The organism is Microbacterium rhizophilum, from assembly GCF_039605615.1.
Taxonomy (GTDB): Bacteria; Actinomycetota; Actinomycetes; order Actinomycetales; family Microbacteriaceae; genus Microbacterium; species Microbacterium rhizophilus.
In genome coordinates, this window is record NZ_JBCNUN010000001.1 from 473831 (window position 1) to 489522 (window position 15692).

Here is a 15692-nt window from a genome sequence, read left to right on the forward strand (position 1 = left end):
GCGCCCGCGCTTAGGCTGAAGCCGTGACGACCTACGATCCGCCGCGCCCCTGGATCTCCAGCTACGCCGCAGGTGTCCCCGCCGACCTCGACGAGATCACGGGATCGCTTCCCGACCTCGTCGCCGCCTCCGGTCGCGAATTCGGCGACGCGCCGGCGCTGCAGTTCTTCGGCCGCACCACGAGCTACGCCGAGCTGAACGCGGCGATCGACCGCGCGGCGGCGGGTCTCCACGCGCGCGGCGTGCGGAAGGGCGACCCCGTCGCGATCATCCTGCCGAACTGCCCGCAGCACATCATCGCCTTCTACGCGATCCTGCGGCTCGGCGCCGTGGCGGTCGAGCACAACCCGCTCTACACGCCGCGCGAGCTGCGCAAGCAGTTCGAGGACCACGGCGCCAAGCACGCGATCGTGTGGAGCAAGGTCGTGAAGACCGTGCAGGAGTTCCCTGCCGATCTCGCCGTGAAGACCCTCGTGTCGGTCGACGTCACGCGCGCCATGCCGCTGATGATGCGCGCGGCGCTGCACCTGCCGATCCGCAAGGCCCGCGAGTCGCGTGAGCAGCTCACCGAGAAGGTCCGCGGAGCCGTGCAGTGGGAGGAGCTCATCGCGGCCGATCCGCTGCCCGCCTCGCACCCCGGGCCCGTCACCGACGACCTCGCGATCATCCAGTACACCTCCGGCACGACCGGGACGCCGAAGGGCGCCGCGCTCACGCATCGCAACCTGCTCGCGAACGCCGCGCAGGCCCGCGCCTGGGTCCCGACCATCAAGCGCGGCCTCGGCACCAACGTCTACGCGGTGCTGCCGATGTTCCACGCGTACGGGCTGACGCTGTGCCTCACGTTTGCGATGTCGATGGGCGCGCGGCTCGTGCTGTTCCCGAAGTTCGACCCCGACATGGTGCTCGACGCCGCGAAGAAGCATCCCGCGACCTTCCTTCCGCTCGTGCCGCCCATCGCCGAGCGGCTGCTGAAGCGCGCCCAGGAGCGCGGCGCCTCGCTCGCCGGCACCGAGATCGCGATCTCGGGCGCCATGGCGCTGTCGGCGGAGCTCGTCGAGCCGTTCGAGGCGGAGTCGGGCGGCTTCCTCGTGGAGGGCTACGGCCTGAGCGAGTGCTCCCCGGTGCTGATGGCCAACCCGGTCGCGCCGCATCGCGTCGCCGGCAGCATCGGCCTGCCGCTGCCGGGCACCGAGTGCCGCGTGGTCGACCCGGACGAGCCGACTCGCGACGTCGAGCCCGGCCAGCCGGGCGAGCTGCTGGTGCGCGGCCCGCAGGTGTTCGGCGGCTACTACGGCAAGCCCGAGGAGACCGAGGCGGTCTTCGTCGACGGCTGGTTCCGCACGGGCGACGTCGTCGCGATCGACGAGACCGGCTTCGTCCGGATCGTCGACCGCATCAAGGAGCTCATCATCACGGGCGGCTTCAACGTCGCACCCACCGAGGTCGAGAACGCCCTGCGCCAGCACCCGGACATCGCCGACGCGGCCGTCGTGGGCCTGCCGAGCACGCGCAGCGGCGAGGAGGTCGTCGCGGCCGTCGTTCCCGATGCCGGCGCGGAGATCGACGTCGAGGCCGTGCGCGCGCACGTCCGCGACGTCCTGACGCCCTACAAGGTGCCGCGGCGGCTCTTCGTGGTCGACGAGCTGCCGAAGTCGATGATCGGCAAGGTGCTGCGCCGCCAGGTCAAGGAGCAGATCCTGCAGCTCACGTCAAGCGCCCCGGCGGACTGACAGGGGCACGGGCTAGCGTGGCAGCGTGAGCCCTGAAGAAGAGACCCCGACCGAGACGTCCCCCGAGCCCGGATTCGAGGAGCTCGGCATCACCGGATCCGTGCTCGCCGCGATCCGTGATCTCGGGTACGAGACGCCGTCCCCCATCCAGCGGGCGACGATCCCGACGCTCCTGAGCGGCCGCGACGTCGTCGGCATGGCGCAGACCGGCACGGGCAAGACGGCGGCGTTCGCGCTGCCGATCCTGGAGCGCCTGGACACCGCCCGAAAGGTCCCCCAGGCGCTCGTGCTGGCGCCCACGCGCGAGCTCGCGCTGCAGGTGGCCGAGGCGTTCGAGTCGTACGCCGCGCAGATGCCGGACGTGCGCCTGCTGCCCGTGTACGGCGGTCAGGGCTACGGCGTGCAGCTGTCCGCGCTCCGCCGCGGCGTGCAGATCGTCGTCGGCACGCCGGGCCGCGTGATGGACCACCTCGCCAAGGGCACGCTCGACCTGTCGGAGCTCGACTACCTCGTGCTCGACGAGGCCGACGAGATGCTGAAGATGGGCTTCGCCGAGGACGTCGAGCAGATCCTGTCCCAGACGCCCGAGGAGAAGCAGGTCGCGCTGTTCTCGGCGACCATGCCCGCGCAGATCCGGCGCATCGCGCAGCAGTACCTGCGCGACCCGGAGGAGATCTCGGTCAAGTCGAAGACCGCGACCAACGCGAACATCACGCAGCGCTACCTCGTCGTCTCGTACGCGCAGAAGGTCGACGCCCTGACGCGCATCCTCGAGGTCGAGAACTTCGACGGCATGATCGTCTTCGTCCGCACGAAGAACGAGACCGAGACCCTCGCCGAGAAGCTGCGCGCCCGCGGTTACTCCGCGGCGGCGATCAACGGCGACATCCCGCAGAACCTGCGCGAGCGCACCGTCAACCAGCTCAAGGAGGCCAAGCTCGACATCCTGGTCGCCACCGATGTCGCCGCCCGCGGCCTGGACGTGGAGCGCATCAGCCACGTCGTGAACTTCGACATCCCGACGGACACCGAGTCGTACGTGCACCGCATCGGCCGCACGGGCCGCGCGGGACGCACGGGCGACGCGATCAGCTTCATCACGCCGCGCGAGCGGTACCTGCTCGGCCACATCGAGCGCGCCACGCGCCAGCAGCCCACGCAGATGCAGCTGCCGACCGCGGAGGACGTCAACAGCACCCGGCTCGCGCGCTTCGACGAGGCGATCACGGAGGCGCTGCAGGACACGGGTCGCCTCGACACGTACCGGGACGTCATCGCCCACTACGTGCGCAACCACGACGTGCCCGAGGCGGATGTCGCCGCCGCGCTGGCGATCGTCGCGCAGGGCGACAAGCCGCTGCTGCTGGAGGCCGAGAACGACCGGCTCGCGGCTGCGGTCGCGGCCGACAACCGGCCCGCGCGCGGCAAGTCCGGAACGACGCGGGAGCCGCGCGAGGACCGACCGCCGCGCCGCGGCCGGGGCGACTACGAGGCGTACCGGATCGAGGTGGGCCGTCGCCACCGCGTCGAGCCGCGCCAGATCGTCGGTGCGCTCGCGAACGAGGGCGGCCTCGGCCGCGACGACTTCGGCGCGATCCAGATCCGCCCGGACTTCTCGATCGTCGAGCTGCCCGCGAACCTCGACCGCCGCGTGCTGGAGAAGCTGCGGGACACCCGGATCAGCGGGAAGCTCATCGAGATCCGCCCGGATCGCGGTGCGCCGGGCCGCCGGGCGCCGCGCGACGGCGACCGTCCGGCGCAGGATCGGGACCGCCGCCCGGCGCACGACGACCGCGACGATCGTCCCGCCCGCAAGCCCCGCCACCGCAGGGACTGACGCAGACGCGAGGACGCCCGCCGGATCATCCGGCGGGCGTCCTCATGTCGCGGCGCCTGTCACCAGCGGGCGTGCACCAGCGGGCGGATCGCCTCGTCGTAGAGGTCGCGCACGGCGTCGAGGAAGTCCTGCGGCAGCGGCCCGATATCGCCGGCCGCCGCGTTGGCGCGGGCCTGCCCGGGGTTGCGGGCGCCCGGGATGACCGTGGTCACGCCCGGCTGCTGCGCGACCCACGCGAGTGCCGCCGTGGCCGGCTCGAGCCCGGCCTCGCGCGCGAGCGCCGCGAAGCGCTGGGCGGCGTCCACGCCGGTCTCGTAGTCCACGCCCGAGAAGGTCTCGCCCACGTCGAACGCCTCGCCGTGGCGGTTGTAGGTGCGGTGGTCGTTCGCGGCGAACGTCGTCTCCCGCGTGTAGCGGCCGCTCAGCAGCCCGCTCGCGAGCGGCACGCGCGCGATGATCCCGACGCCCGCGTCCAGCGCCGCCGGCAGCGCCTCGTCGAGCGGCTTGCGGCGGAACGCGTTCAGGATGATCTGCACGCTCGCGACGCCGGGGCGCTGGATCGCGCGCCGCGCCTCGGCGACGCTCTCGACGCTCACGCCGTAGTTCGCGATCGCGCCCTCCGCGACGAGCGCGTCCAGGTCGTCGAACACGCGGTCGGTCTCGTACACGTCGCTCGTCGGGCAGTGCAGCTGCACGAGGTCGAGGGTGTCGACGCCGAGGTTCCGGCGCGAGCGGTCGGTCCAGGCGCGGAAGTTCTCGAGCGTGGCGTGGGCGAGATCCGGGGCGTCCGCCCGCCGGATCATCTTGGTCGCGACGAACACGCCGGAGTCGGGGTTGGCGCGCAGCCACTCGCCGATCGTCTGCTCGCTGCGGCCGTCGCCGTAGACGTCGGCGGTGTCGAAGAACGTCACGCCCGAGGCGTGGGCGGCGTCGAGCACCGCGAGCGCGTCGCTCTGCGCCACGTCGCCCCAGTCCGCTCCGAGCTGCCAGGTTCCGAGGCCGATCGCGGAGACGTCGCGGCCGGTGCGTCCGAGGGTGCGGTGGTCCATGCTTCCGAGCCTATTCGGCCGCGCCGTCTTCGGAGCTCGGCGGCAGCGCATCCGGGCCCTCGGTGACGAGGACGTGGAACTGCGCGGCGTCGATGATCCGCACGCCCAGCTGCTCGGCCTTGGCGAGTTTCGAGCCGGCGCCCGGCCCCGCGGCCACGAAGTCGGTCTTCTTCGACACGCTCGACGCGGCCTTGCCGCCGGCCTTCATGATCGCCTCCTGCGCGCCCTCGCGGGAGTAGCCCTCAAGCGATCCGGTCGCGACGACCGTGAGTCCCTCGAGCACTCCCCCCGCCGCGGCGGCCGCGCCCGGCCCCGGATGGCCGGGGTTCTCGAAGCGCACGCCCGCGGCGCGCCAGCGGTCGATGATGTCGACGTGCCAGTCGACGTCGAACCAGTCGAGCAGCGAGTCGGCGATGATCGGGCCGACTCCCTCCACACCCGCGAGCTCGTCGCGCGAGGCCGCACGGATCGCGTCGAGCGAACCGAAGTGCGCCGCCAGCGCGCGGGCGGCCACGGGGCCGACATGCCGGATGTTCAGCGACACCAGCAGCCGCCACAGATCCTTGGTCTTGGCCTTCTCGAGCTCCTCCATGAGCGTCAGCGCCTGCGCGGACGGCTGCGGCCCGTCGTCGCCCCGCTTGCGCTCGGCGGCCGTGGGGTTGCGACGGAACGGCGCCCGGCGGACGTACTCGCCCGTGGCCTCGTCGACGCGACGCTCGCCGGTCTCGGCGTCGCGCACCACGACCTCGATCGGGACGATCCGATCGAGGGTGAGCTCGAACAGCGCCGCCTCGGTGCGCAGCGGCGGCTCGGCCGGGACATCGGGCTGCGTCAGGGCGGCGGCCGTGACCTCGCCGAGGGCCTCGATGTCGAGCGCGCCGCGCGATCCGATGTGCTCGATACGACCGCGCACCTGCGCGGGGCAGGCCTCGGCGTTCGGGCAGCGGAGGTCGATGTCGCCCTCCTTCATCGGCCGCAGCGGCGTGCCGCACTCGGGGCAGTCGGCCGGCATCACGAACGCGCGCTCGGTGCCGTCGCGCTTGTCGACCACCGGTCCGAGCACCTCGGGGATCACGTCGCCGGCCTTGCGCAGCACGACGGTGTCGCCGATCAGCACGCCCTTGGCCTTGACGACGTCCTGATTGTGCAGGGTCGCCTGGCGGACCACGGATCCGGCGACATGCGCCGGCTCCATGACGGCGAACGGCGTCGCGCGGCCCGTGCGGCCCACCGACACGACGATGTCGAGCAGGCGCGTGTGCACCTCCTCGGGCGGGTACTTGTACGCGATCGCCCAGCGGGGGGCGCGGCTGGTCGCGCCGAGCTCGTCGTGCAGCGCGAGCTCGTCGACCTTCACCACGATCCCGTCGAGCTCGTGCTCGACCGAGTGCCGATGCTCGCCGAAGTGCTCGACGAACGAGAGGACCTCTTCGATCGACGAGCACACCTTGGAGTGGGGACTGATCGGCAGGCCCCACTCCCACAGCTGCGCGTACACGTCGCTCTGCGCCTCGACGGGCGGATTCGGCCACGCGCCGATGCCGTGCACGTACAGCCGCAGCGATCCGACGCGCGCCAGCGCGGCCTCGAGCTCGAGCCCCGACTTCTTCTCGATCTGCTGCCGCAGGCCGCCGCTCGCGGCGTTGCGCGGGTTGGCGAACGCCGGGAACCGCCGCGCGGCCGACAGCTGCGCCTTCTCCTCGTCGAACGGGCGCGAGCGCGACGTGGCCCGCTCGCGCCCCTCCGCCACGGCCCGGTCGCGCAGGTCGGCCTGCAGCGCGTTGAGCCGCTCGAACGCCGCGACGGGGATGAACACCTCGCCGCGCACCTCGACGATCGGCGGATGGCCGTCGCCCGACAGCCGCTCGGGGATGTCGTCCAGGCGCAGCGCGTTCTCGGTCACGAGCTCCCCCACGCGCCCATCGCCGCGCGTCGCCGCGGACGTCAGCACGCCGTTCTCGTAGCGGAGGCTGATCGCCAGGCCGTCGATCTTGAGCTCCGTGAGCCACGCGACCCGCCGGCCCGCGGCATCCTGCGTCTTCGTCGCCCACGCGCGCAGCTCGTCGACCGAGAACACGTTGTCGAGGCTCAGCATGCGCTCGGCGTGCTCGATGGTCGCGAGGGCGGTGCCCTCGGCCGCGCCCACCATCTGCGTCGGCGAGTCCTGCCCCTGCAGCTCGGGATGCGTGCGCTCGATGGCCTCGAGCCGCTTCATCCACGCATCGTAGGTCGCGTCGTCGACGAGCGACGTGTCGCGCCCGTAGTACGCGTCCTTCGCCTCCAGGATCCGGTCGGTGAGCTCCCGCGCCTCGGCGCGCGCCTCGTCGAGCGTCAGATCAGGAAGGTCGTTCACGACGTCAGCCACCCCCCAAGTCTACGAAGCGGGTCGGACATCTCCGGAGCGCCGGCGCTCACTCGGCAGCCGGTACCGGGAGAGCCGAGGCGACCGGATCAGACGCCGGCCGCGACCGCCGAGACCGTGCGGTCGATCGTGCACTGGCCGATCACCCGCGTGCCGGCGTAGATCACGGCGGTCTGCCCGGGGGCGACGCCGTGCAGCGGCTCATCCGGCGTCACGATCAGCTCGCCGTCGCGCACGACGGCGATCGCCGGAACCGGATCCGCATGGGCGCGCACCTGCACGTCGCACGCGAACGGCGTGGTCGGATCGAGCGGCTCCGCGCCCGCCCACGTGAAGCGGGCCCCGGCGAGCTCGCCGATCGCGAGCGCCTCCTTCGGGCCGACCACGACCGTGTTCGACACGGGCCGCACCTCGAGGACGAAGCGCGGCTTGCCGTCCGGCGCCGGGACGCCGAGACGCAGGCCCTTGCGCTGGCCGACCGTGAACCCATGTGCGCCGTCGTGCGATCCGACGACCGCGCCCGTCCGATCCAGGATCTCGCCGGGGGCCGCGCCGACCTTGTCGGCGAGCCAGCCGCGCGTGTCGCCGTCGGGGATGAAGCAGATGTCGTAGCTGTCGGGCTTGGTGGCCACGGTGAACCCGCGCGCCTCGGCCTCGGCGCGCACGAGCGCCTTGGACGGCGTCTGCCCGAGCGGGAAGTACGTGTGCGCGAGCTGCTCGGCCGTCAGCACGCCGAGCACGTACGACTGATCCTTGGCCTCCTCGCTCGAGCGATGCAGCTCGAGGCCGCGCTCGCCGTCGCGCAGGGTCGCGTAGTGGCCGGTGCACACGGCGTCGAAGCCGAGCTCGAGCGCGCGCTCCAGGAGCGCGGCGAACTTGACCTTCTCGTTGCACCGCATGCAGGGGTTGGGGGTGCGGCCCGCCTGGTACTCGGCCACGAAGTCGTCGATCACGTCGTCGCGGAAGCGCTCCGAGAAGTCCCACACGTAGAACGGGATGCCGAGCCGGTCGGCGACGCGCCGGGCGTCCATGGCGTCCTCGATCGTGCAGCAGCCGCGGCTGCCCGTGCGCAGCGTGCCGCCCGCGCGGGACAGGGCCAGGTGCACGCCGACGACGTCGTGCCCCGCGTCCACCGCGCGCGCCGCGGCGACCGCGGAGTCCACTCCGCCGCTCATCGCCGCCAGGATCCGCATGCCTCCCAGTCTAGGAAGCGCCGGCTGGGCGAGGGCCGGGCGGCGCGCAGTCGTCGGATCAGACGCCCGGTTGTCGGGTCGGCGGGGCGGATGAGACGCGTGACTCACCTCGTGTCCCACCCGCACCGCGGATCCGACGCCCGAGCCGGTCGTCCGACGACTCAGCGCCGCGCGGCCTGCCGGTACGCCGCGGGCAGCGCGGCGAGCAGGGCGTCGACGTCCGCGTCGGTCGTCGTGCGCCCCAGCGTGATGCGCAGCACCTGGCGCGCGGCGCGCTCGTCGAGGCCCATCGCCATCACGACGTGCGAGGGCTCGGGCACGCCCGCCTGGCAGGCCGATCCGGTGGACACGGCGATGCCCGCGCGGTCCAGCAGGTACAGCAGCGACTCCCCCGGCGCGCCCGGCAGATGCAGGTGCACGTTGCCCGGCAGCCGAACGGCCGGATCGCCCAGCAGGATCGCGTCCGGGAGCTCCGCCCGCAGCCGCGCGACCAGCCGGTCGCGCAGGCCCCGGAGGCGGGTCGCCTCAGCTTCCCGCTCGGCCTCCGCCAGCTCGGCGGCGACCGCGAGCGCGGCCGCGCCGGGGACGTCCTGCGTCCCGGCGCGCAGCGACCGCTGCTGTCCGCCGCCGTGCAGCAGCGCGGTGACGCCGGCCTCGCGCGACACGACGAGCGCGCCCGTGCCGACCGGGGCGCCGATCTTGTGACCGGACACGCTCAGCGCGACGAGCCCCGCGGATCCGGATGCCTCCCCCCGCCAGGTGCGGAACGCGACCGGCACGTGGCCGAAGGCCGCGACCGCGTCGAGATGCAGCGGCACGCCGGCCACGGCCGACGCCGCGGCGAGGGCCGCGGCGTCGTTCACCGTGCCGGCCTCGTTGTTCGCCACGAGGGCGGTGGCCAGGGCGGCCCCGGCGCCGAGCGCGTCCCGGAACCGCTCGGGCCGGATCCGCGCCTCGCCGTCGAGCGCGACCGGCACGACCCGCGCGCCCTCGTGCTCCCGCAGCCACGCGACGGCGTCGAGCGTCGCGTGGTGCTCGCCGTCGGGCAGCACGATGGCGTTCGCCGCTCCCGCAGGAGGTGCGCCGGAGCCGCCGGCGCGCGCCCACCACAGGCCCTTGAGCGCGAGGTTCGCGGCCTCGGTGCCCCCGGACGTGAGCACCACCTCGATGGGCTGGCAGTCCAGCACGGCGGCGAGGCGCTCGCGGGCGTCCTCGAGCAGGCGCCGGGCGGTCTGGCCCGCCCCGTGGATGGACGACGCGTTGCCGACCACCGCGGAGGCCTCGAGCCACGCGTCGCGCGCCTCCGCGCGCAGCGGCGACGTCGCGGCGTGATCGAGGTAGACGGTCATCCGGCGGCTGTCAGAAGAGCAGCGACGTCAGCCGGCCGCGGGCGCGCACGACGCGCGGATCCGCCGCTCCGACCAGGCCGAACAGCTCCACGAGGCGATCGCGCACGGGCGCGCGCTCGTCCGTGGGCAGCGCGGCGAACAGCTCGAGGAGCCGGTCGAACGCGTCGTCGACGTGCCCGCCGGCGACGTCGAGGTCGGCGACCGCGAGCTGCGCGGCGACGTCCGCCGGCGCGGCGGCCGCGGCCTGGCGCGCGGCCTGCAGGTCGACGCCCTGCACGCGGGCGAGCAGGCTCACCTGCGCGAGACCCGCCTGGGCGTCCTCGTCGCGCGGGTTCTCCTTGAGAGCCTGCTCGTACGCCGACACGGCACGCGGGTAGTCGCCCGCCTCGATGGCCGCGAACGCCTCGGCATGCAGCGGCGGCAGCGGCGGCTCCTCGGGCTCCTCCGCCGCGGGAGCGGCGCCCTCGACGGGCACGGTGCCCGTCACGCCGTTCTGCGCCGCGAGCTGCAGCAGCTGGTCGAACACCTGTCGCACCTGCTCCTCCGGCACGGCGCCCGTGAACAGCGGCACGGGCTGGCCGCCGACGAGCGCCACGACCATCGGGATCGACTGGGCGCGGAACGCCTGCTGCAGCTGCGGGTTCGCGTCGACGTCGACCTTCGCCAGCAGGAGGCGTCCGGCCAACTCCGTCACGACCTTCTCGAGAACGGGGCTGAGCTGCTTGCACGGGCCGCACCACTCGGCCCACAGGTCCACCACGACCGGCACGCGGCGCGACAGCTCGAGCACCTCGCCGAACGTCGCGTCCGTCACGTCGAAGACGAGCGGCAGCGCCCCGGATCCGGCCGGAGCCGGAGCGGGTGCGCCCGCCGCGGCCGGCGCCGGCGCGGAGCGGTTGCGGAGGGCGGACAGGTCCACGGCGCCGCGCAGGGCTGCGGCGTTCAGGGTGGAGTCACTCATCGGTCACCTTTCGACGGATCCGGTCGATGCAACGCGGAACGGGTCATTCGCCTTCCCCGAGGATCTCCGCGTTGCGGAGCCCCGAGGAGTACCCGAGCAGCCGGATCTTCTCGGTGGAGCCCTGTGCGGGCACCGCGAAGAACAGCTGGTCCGTGTACGTCGTGGCGACGCCCGTCGCCGACGCCGTCTCTCCGGTCAGCGTCGACAGCGCTGGATCGCCGTCCAGCTTGATCGCGGCGTCGTCGGCCGTGGGGCGCACCTTCTCGACCTCGTCGACCGTCACCGCGACGATCGCGCCGCTCTCGAGCGTCGCCAGCGCGGTCGGATCGCCGGGGCCGGGGCCGCTGCCGAACTCGATCTCGCCGGTCTCCTGGCCCGTCTCGTTGAAGTGCGCCAGCGTCGCCGCGCGGCGCTCCTCGGCCGCGACGCGGAACGAGTCGTTCTCCATGTCGAACAGCGACGCGTACTGGCTCTTCTCCCCGTTGGCGAGGACGTCGGCGTAGGTCGCGGCGAGGTCGTTCGGCGCGACGGCGAGGAAGGACGAGTCCGGGGGCACGAGGGCGGCGCCCAGCCAGGACGGCGCGAGATCCGGGATCTCCACGGCCGCCTCGAGGCTCGCCACGGTCGTCAGCTTGTAGTCGGACCACGGATCGGCCTGCGTGAGGTTCATGATGCTCGGCGGGGCGGGCTGGTCGCCGCTGTCCTCGCCCTCGACGATGAGCATGGCCGAGCGCGGCCACTCGTCGAACGCCTGCGGCAGCAGCACCTGCACGCTGGCACCGGGGATCGGAAGCGGCGCCGGGTGGTCCTCGACGTCCTGCCGGATGCGGTAGTTCACCTCGCGCATCTCGAGCGCGACGCCGTCGAGGCGCGTCGCGGCGAGCTCGCCGTCGCGGTTCTCGTCGGCCTCGGCGACCGTCTCCGCGAGCGACGCGACGATGCGCTGCGCCTGCGCGTCCGTCAGTGCCGGCGCCTGCTGGTTCTCCGGTGCGACCACCGTCGGCGTCGGCGTGGGTGTCGGCGACGCCGTGAGCTGGGGCCATGCCTCGGGCGAGCAGCCCGTCAGCAGGGCCGCCGTGAGGCCGATCGCGGGCAGCGCGATGAGCGCGCGGCCGCCGCGGCGGCGGCCGCCACCTTCACCGGGCTTCGCGGCATCCTGCTCGTCCGCCCCCGCGGCGTCCGGTGTCTCGTCCGTGTTCTTCGTGTCGTCCGCCTCCGGCGCGTCCGAATCCGGACCGGACGTGATCTCCTTGCGCGGCTCCGCGGCCGCGACGGCGCCGCGCCGGCGGCCCGAGCCGAGCGCGAGCGGCTGCGTCGGCGGCAGGACGCTGCCCTTGCGACGCGGCCCGCGCGAGCGGCGCACGTGGCGCAGACCCAGGATCCACAGGATGATGCCCAGCAGCAGCAGGATCGCGCCGCCGACGATGAGCGGGCCCGCCCACGGCGTGGCGTTCGAGATCGGCCAGACGATCGAGATGTCCGCGGGAGCCGGGGCCCGGCCGTCCGACGCGAGGAGGACGCTCACGCCCTCCGGCAGCTGCAGGCGGGTGCTGAGCGATCCCTCGCCCTCGTACTCCTCGAGCCAGAGATCGGCGCCCCGGGGATCGCGGCCCGGGAACTCGGGTCCCTCCCACGTCGGCTCCGCGGCGTCGACGGACTCCGAGACGGCCTGGCCGCTGTCATCCAGGGTGACGTGCGTGAACGGCGCGTCCGAGAGCCACGCCTCCATGTCGGCGGTGCGGCCGTAGGCGAGGTAGACGCGGTCGGATCCGGAGACGTCGAGCGTCTGCGTGCCCTGGTGGGCGCGGAGCACCTCGGCGTCGATCAGCGTATAGGGCTGCTCCTCGGTCGTCTCGATCGCCATCTCGGCGGTATCGGGACCCAGGAAGACGGTGCGCTGGGCGATGCCCGCGCCGATCAGCGCGGCAGCGAGCACGAAGGCGATGACCGCCCAGACGAAACGCACGAATCCGACTCCTCACACGACCCGCGCATCGGTTCCGGCGGGTCTCGGCACTCGACTCTCCAGCCTAGCGAAGCGTCCTGAATGTCGCCCAGGAGCAGGTCGTGACCGGATCGTGTCGCCGCAGAGCCCTATTCTGACCTCACAGGAACCGCCGAGGAGGCCGCTTGAAGATCCACAACCCCTTCCGGGTCGCACTGGTCGCGACGCTCGGCGTCGGTCTCGGCATCATGCTGATCCAGAGCGTGCAGACGCTGTCGACGATCCTGCTGTACGTCGGCACCGCGCTGTTCATCGCGCTGGGCCTGGACCCGGTGGTCTCGTGGCTCGAGCGGCGCCGGCTGCCGCGCTGGGCGGCCGTGCTCGTCACGCTGGTCGCGGTGCTGGGCCTGTTCACGGGCATCGTGCTGATCATCCTGCCCGTGCTGGTGGATCAGATCGGCGAGCTGGTCCAGGAGGTCAGCGCGATCATCGAGCGCGGCACGTGGCAGGAGGACATCCGCGACTGGCTGCTGCTCTACTTCCAGGACGACGTCATCGACCAGGTCTTCACGAACGTCCAGGACTGGCTGCTCGGCAACATCGACACGATCAGCGAGAGCCTCGTCGGAGTGACGTTCGGCGTGGTGAGCGGTCTGTTCGGCGCGTTCATCGTGCTGATCCTGACGATCTACTTCACGGCCTCCACGCCCTCGCTCAAACGCGCGATCTACCAGCTCGCGCCCGCCTCGAAGCGCCCCACGTTCGTCTCGCTCGGCGACCAGATCACCGACTCGGTCGGCTACTACGTCATGGGCCAGGTCAGCCTCGCGCTGCTCAACGGCGTCCTGAGCCTGGTCTTCCTCAACATCATCCAGGCGCCGTTCCCCGCCGTGCTCGCGGTGATCGCGTTCCTCGGCTCGATGATCCCCCTCGTCGGCACGCTCACGGGATCCGCGATCATCGCGCTCACGTGCCTCGTGCCGGGCCTCGGCTCCCCCACCACGGCGCTGATCGCGGCGATCTACTACCTCGTCTACATGCAGATCGAGGCGTATGTGCTCTCGCCGCGCATCATGAGCCGCGCGGTGTCCGTGCCCGGAGGCGTCGTCGTGGTCGCCGCCCTCGCCGGCGGCGCGCTGCTCGGACTGCTGGGCGCGCTCATCGCGATCCCGGTCGCGGCGAGCATCCTGATCATCTACCGGCAGGTCGTCATCCCCCGCATGAACGAGCGGTGACCGTTCTTCTCGTCACGCCCTCGCCCTGCTCGGGCACCGCTTCGCGGCGCCGCCCGCCGGGCGAGACGCCGTCGCTTCGCTCCATCGGGGCGTGAGTGGCGGGCGCATGAGCGACCGCACGCTCGCTTCGCTCGCACACCGTCGGCTCCGGCCGCACGCCCGACTAGGGGTACTCGGTCGGCAGCGGGAGGGCCGCGGGGTTGACGACGCCGACGATCTCGCTCAGCACGCGGGCGGTCTGCTTCTCGCCGACCCACAGGTGCTTGCCCTCGGCGACGTCGATCAGCCGGATGTGCGGGATCAGCGCGAAGCGCTCGGCGGCCTCGGCGGGGCGCAGGTAGTCGTCGAACTCCGGGATGAGCGCCACGAGCGGGCGCGGATCGCCCTGCCACGCGCGCAGCTCGTCGTCCGTCGTGCGGTGCAGGGGCGGGGACAGCAGGATCGCGCCGCGCACGTCGTGCCCGCGGCCGTACTTGAGCACCAGCTCGGTGCCGAACGACCAGCCGAGCAGCCACGGATCCGGCAGCCCCCGCTCGGCGACGAACGCCATGGCGGCGGCGACGTCGGCCTCCTCCGCCACACCCTCGCCGAACGCGCCATCGCTGGTCCCGCGGGGCGACGTCGTGCCGCGCGTGTTGAAGCGCAGCACCGCGAGGTCCGCCAGGGCGGGGAGCCGCGCGGCGGCCTTGCGGATGATGTGGGAGTCCATGAACCCGCCGTGCGTCGGCAGCGGGTGGAGGGTCACGAGCGTCGCGACCGGATCACGGTCGGCCGGCAGCGACAGCTCGCCGACGAGCGTGAGCCCGTCGCTCGTGCGCAGCTCGATGTCCTCGCGCCGGGCGGGCAGCAGCGTCGCTCCGCGGATCTCCATCCGTGTCTCCCTCCGGCCCTCAGGCCGTCTTCCAGCAGTGACTGTGCCAGTGGCGGCGCGCGGCGAGGTCCGCCGCCGCGCCCAGCACGCCGTCCTCGCGCCACACCACGAGGTGTGCGACGCCGACGTCGATCGTGGCGCCGCAGCCGGGGCACATGTAGGTCTTCTCCGCGCGGGCACCCGACACGGGCTGCACGGAGTACTCGCGGCCGCGGCGCATCTCGGTGCGCCGCCAGCCCGCGATCAGGCGTTCGAGCGAGTCATCGTCGCGGTCATCCCGGCGACGACGGTGGGAGCGGGGCATGGCGCGCGGCCTACCACCAGCTGTTGGCGGTCCAGAACGCGTAGGCGCCGGCCCAGCTGCCGTAGCGGCCCGTGGCGTAGCCCGTCGCCCACTTCAGGTTCGCGACGGGGTCGTAGCCGCCGCCGGGCACCTTGCTGCAGGGCAGGGCCTGGACGAGGCCGCACGCGCCGGACGAGGCGTTCGTGGCGTTGGGGTTCCAGCCGCTCTCGTGCGACACGATGTAGTCGACGTAGCCCCAGTCGCCCTTCGCGATGCCCGCGGCGGCCATCCACTGCTCGGGCGCGCCGCCTCCCGTGTAGAACGGGGCCGCCAGGGCCGAGCCGCCCGTGGACGCCGGTTGCGCGGCGGGCTTCTCGGCCTCGGCCTTCGCGGCCTCGGAGACGAGCTTCACGACGTCGTCGCGCGTCGCGCCCTCGGGCACCTCGACGCCCTCGCCCTCGGCGTAGGCGAGCCACTCCTCGAGCGACGCCTTCGGGTGCGGCGCACCGTCGGCCTGCTCCTCGAGCTCCATGGCGTACGTGCCGTACTGCACCGTGCCGGCGGCGGGCTCGAGGTTCGCGGCGGCGACGTACATCTGCGCGTCGGCCTGCGCCGTGTCGAACCTCGACCCGGGCACGCCCTCCGCCAGAGCCGCGGTCGTCGGCACGAGGTAGGCGGCCAGGAACCCGAACGCGGCGACGCCGGCGAACACGTTCAGCACGCCGCGGCGGCGGCTGAGGCGCGTCTGCGCGGGAGCGGCAGCACGGGCGAGAGACGCACGGGCGTCACGTCGTGTGAGCTGGGCTGCCGGTCGGGTTCGGGTCTCGTTGGCGGAAGTCACAGTCTCACGAGTGTAACCCGGGCTTCCCGGGGA

12 protein-coding genes are annotated in these 15692 nt (G+C 73.0%); 3 read left to right on the top strand and 9 right to left on the bottom strand.

What is annotated here, in order from left to right:
- The first annotated feature begins 23 nt into the window (after nucleotides 1-23).
- Nucleotides 24-1733 (top strand): long-chain-fatty-acid--CoA ligase, encoded by a 1710-nt coding sequence (locus AAD528_RS02400; protein WP_345750429.1) that lies wholly within the window; start codon nucleotides 24-26, stop codon nucleotides 1731-1733.
- 25 nt (nucleotides 1734-1758) lie between these two features.
- Complete coding sequence (locus tag AAD528_RS02405; protein ID WP_345750430.1) at nucleotides 1759-3570, top strand: DEAD/DEAH box helicase; 1812 nt, start codon at nucleotides 1759-1761, stop codon at nucleotides 3568-3570.
- Between the two features lie 59 nt (nucleotides 3571-3629).
- Here the strand turns inward: AAD528_RS02405 and AAD528_RS02410 are convergent, their stop codons facing one another.
- The 6 genes from AAD528_RS02410 to AAD528_RS02435 all read right to left on the bottom strand — a co-directional run bounded on the left by AAD528_RS02410 (nucleotide 3630) and on the right by AAD528_RS02435 (nucleotide 12450).
- Nucleotides 3630-4619, bottom strand: a complete 990-nt coding sequence (locus tag AAD528_RS02410) for an aldo/keto reductase (RefSeq protein WP_345750431.1) — start codon at nucleotides 4617-4619, stop codon at nucleotides 3630-3632.
- Between the two features lie 10 nt (nucleotides 4620-4629).
- Nucleotides 4630-6984, bottom strand: coding sequence for an NAD-dependent DNA ligase LigA (gene ligA, locus AAD528_RS02415; protein ID WP_345750432.1), 2355 nt, complete (start codon nucleotides 6982-6984; stop codon nucleotides 4630-4632).
- Between the two features lie 86 nt (nucleotides 6985-7070).
- On the bottom strand, nucleotides 7071-8174 hold the full coding sequence (gene mnmA / locus AAD528_RS02420) for a tRNA 2-thiouridine(34) synthase MnmA (RefSeq protein ID WP_345750433.1): 1104 nt from the start codon (nucleotides 8172-8174) through the stop codon (nucleotides 7071-7073).
- Between the two features lie 161 nt (nucleotides 8175-8335).
- Nucleotides 8336-9523: a cysteine desulfurase family protein gene (locus tag AAD528_RS02425; RefSeq protein WP_345750434.1), complete on the bottom strand. Its 1188-nt coding sequence runs from the start codon at nucleotides 9521-9523 to the stop codon at nucleotides 8336-8338.
- Nucleotides 9524-9533: 10 nt separating this feature from the next.
- On the bottom strand, nucleotides 9534-10484 hold the full coding sequence (locus AAD528_RS02430) for a tetratricopeptide repeat protein (protein WP_345750435.1): 951 nt from the start codon (nucleotides 10482-10484) through the stop codon (nucleotides 9534-9536).
- A 43-nt stretch (nucleotides 10485-10527) separates the two neighbouring features.
- On the bottom strand, nucleotides 10528-12450 hold the full coding sequence (locus tag AAD528_RS02435) for a DUF8094 domain-containing protein (protein WP_345750436.1): 1923 nt from the start codon (nucleotides 12448-12450) through the stop codon (nucleotides 10528-10530).
- A 164-nt stretch (nucleotides 12451-12614) separates the two neighbouring features.
- On the opposite strand from AAD528_RS02435, the gene AAD528_RS02440 reads away from it, so the two are divergent.
- On the top strand, nucleotides 12615-13664 hold the full coding sequence (locus tag AAD528_RS02440; protein WP_345750437.1) for an AI-2E family transporter: 1050 nt from the start codon (nucleotides 12615-12617) through the stop codon (nucleotides 13662-13664).
- A gap of 163 nt (nucleotides 13665-13827) precedes the next feature.
- Here the strand turns inward: AAD528_RS02440 and AAD528_RS02445 are convergent, their stop codons facing one another.
- The 3 genes from AAD528_RS02445 to AAD528_RS02455 are packed head-to-tail and all read right to left on the bottom strand — an operon-like array spanning nucleotide 13828 to nucleotide 15659.
- Nucleotides 13828-14535, bottom strand: a complete 708-nt coding sequence (locus AAD528_RS02445; RefSeq protein WP_345750438.1) for an alpha/beta hydrolase — start codon at nucleotides 14533-14535, stop codon at nucleotides 13828-13830.
- 19 nt (nucleotides 14536-14554) lie between these two features.
- On the bottom strand, nucleotides 14555-14839 hold the full coding sequence (locus AAD528_RS02450; protein ID WP_345750439.1) for an Rv1322 family protein: 285 nt from the start codon (nucleotides 14837-14839) through the stop codon (nucleotides 14555-14557).
- Between the two features lie 10 nt (nucleotides 14840-14849).
- Complete coding sequence (locus tag AAD528_RS02455; protein WP_345750440.1) at nucleotides 14850-15659, bottom strand: aggregation-promoting factor C-terminal-like domain-containing protein; 810 nt, start codon at nucleotides 15657-15659, stop codon at nucleotides 14850-14852.
- Nucleotides 15660-15692: the final 33 nt, after the last annotated feature.

Excerpts from the sequence above, each read along its gene's own strand:
- AAD528_RS02410 (WP_345750431.1), bottom strand. The coding sequence starts at position 4,619 with ATGGACCACCGCACCCTCGGACGCACCGGCCGCGACGTCTCCGCGATC.
- mnmA (WP_345750433.1), bottom strand. The coding sequence starts at position 8,174 with ATGCGGATCCTGGCGGCGATGAGCGGCGGAGTGGACTCCGCGGTCGCC.
- AAD528_RS02425 (WP_345750434.1), bottom strand. The coding sequence starts at position 9,523 with ATGACCGTCTACCTCGATCACGCCGCGACGTCGCCGCTGCGCGCGGAG.
- AAD528_RS02430 (WP_345750435.1), bottom strand. The coding sequence starts at position 10,484 with ATGAGTGACTCCACCCTGAACGCCGCAGCCCTGCGCGGCGCCGTGGAC.
- AAD528_RS02445 (WP_345750438.1), bottom strand. The coding sequence starts at position 14,535 with ATGGAGATCCGCGGAGCGACGCTGCTGCCCGCCCGGCGCGAGGACATC.
- AAD528_RS02450 (WP_345750439.1), bottom strand. The coding sequence starts at position 14,839 with ATGCCCCGCTCCCACCGTCGTCGCCGGGATGACCGCGACGATGACTCG.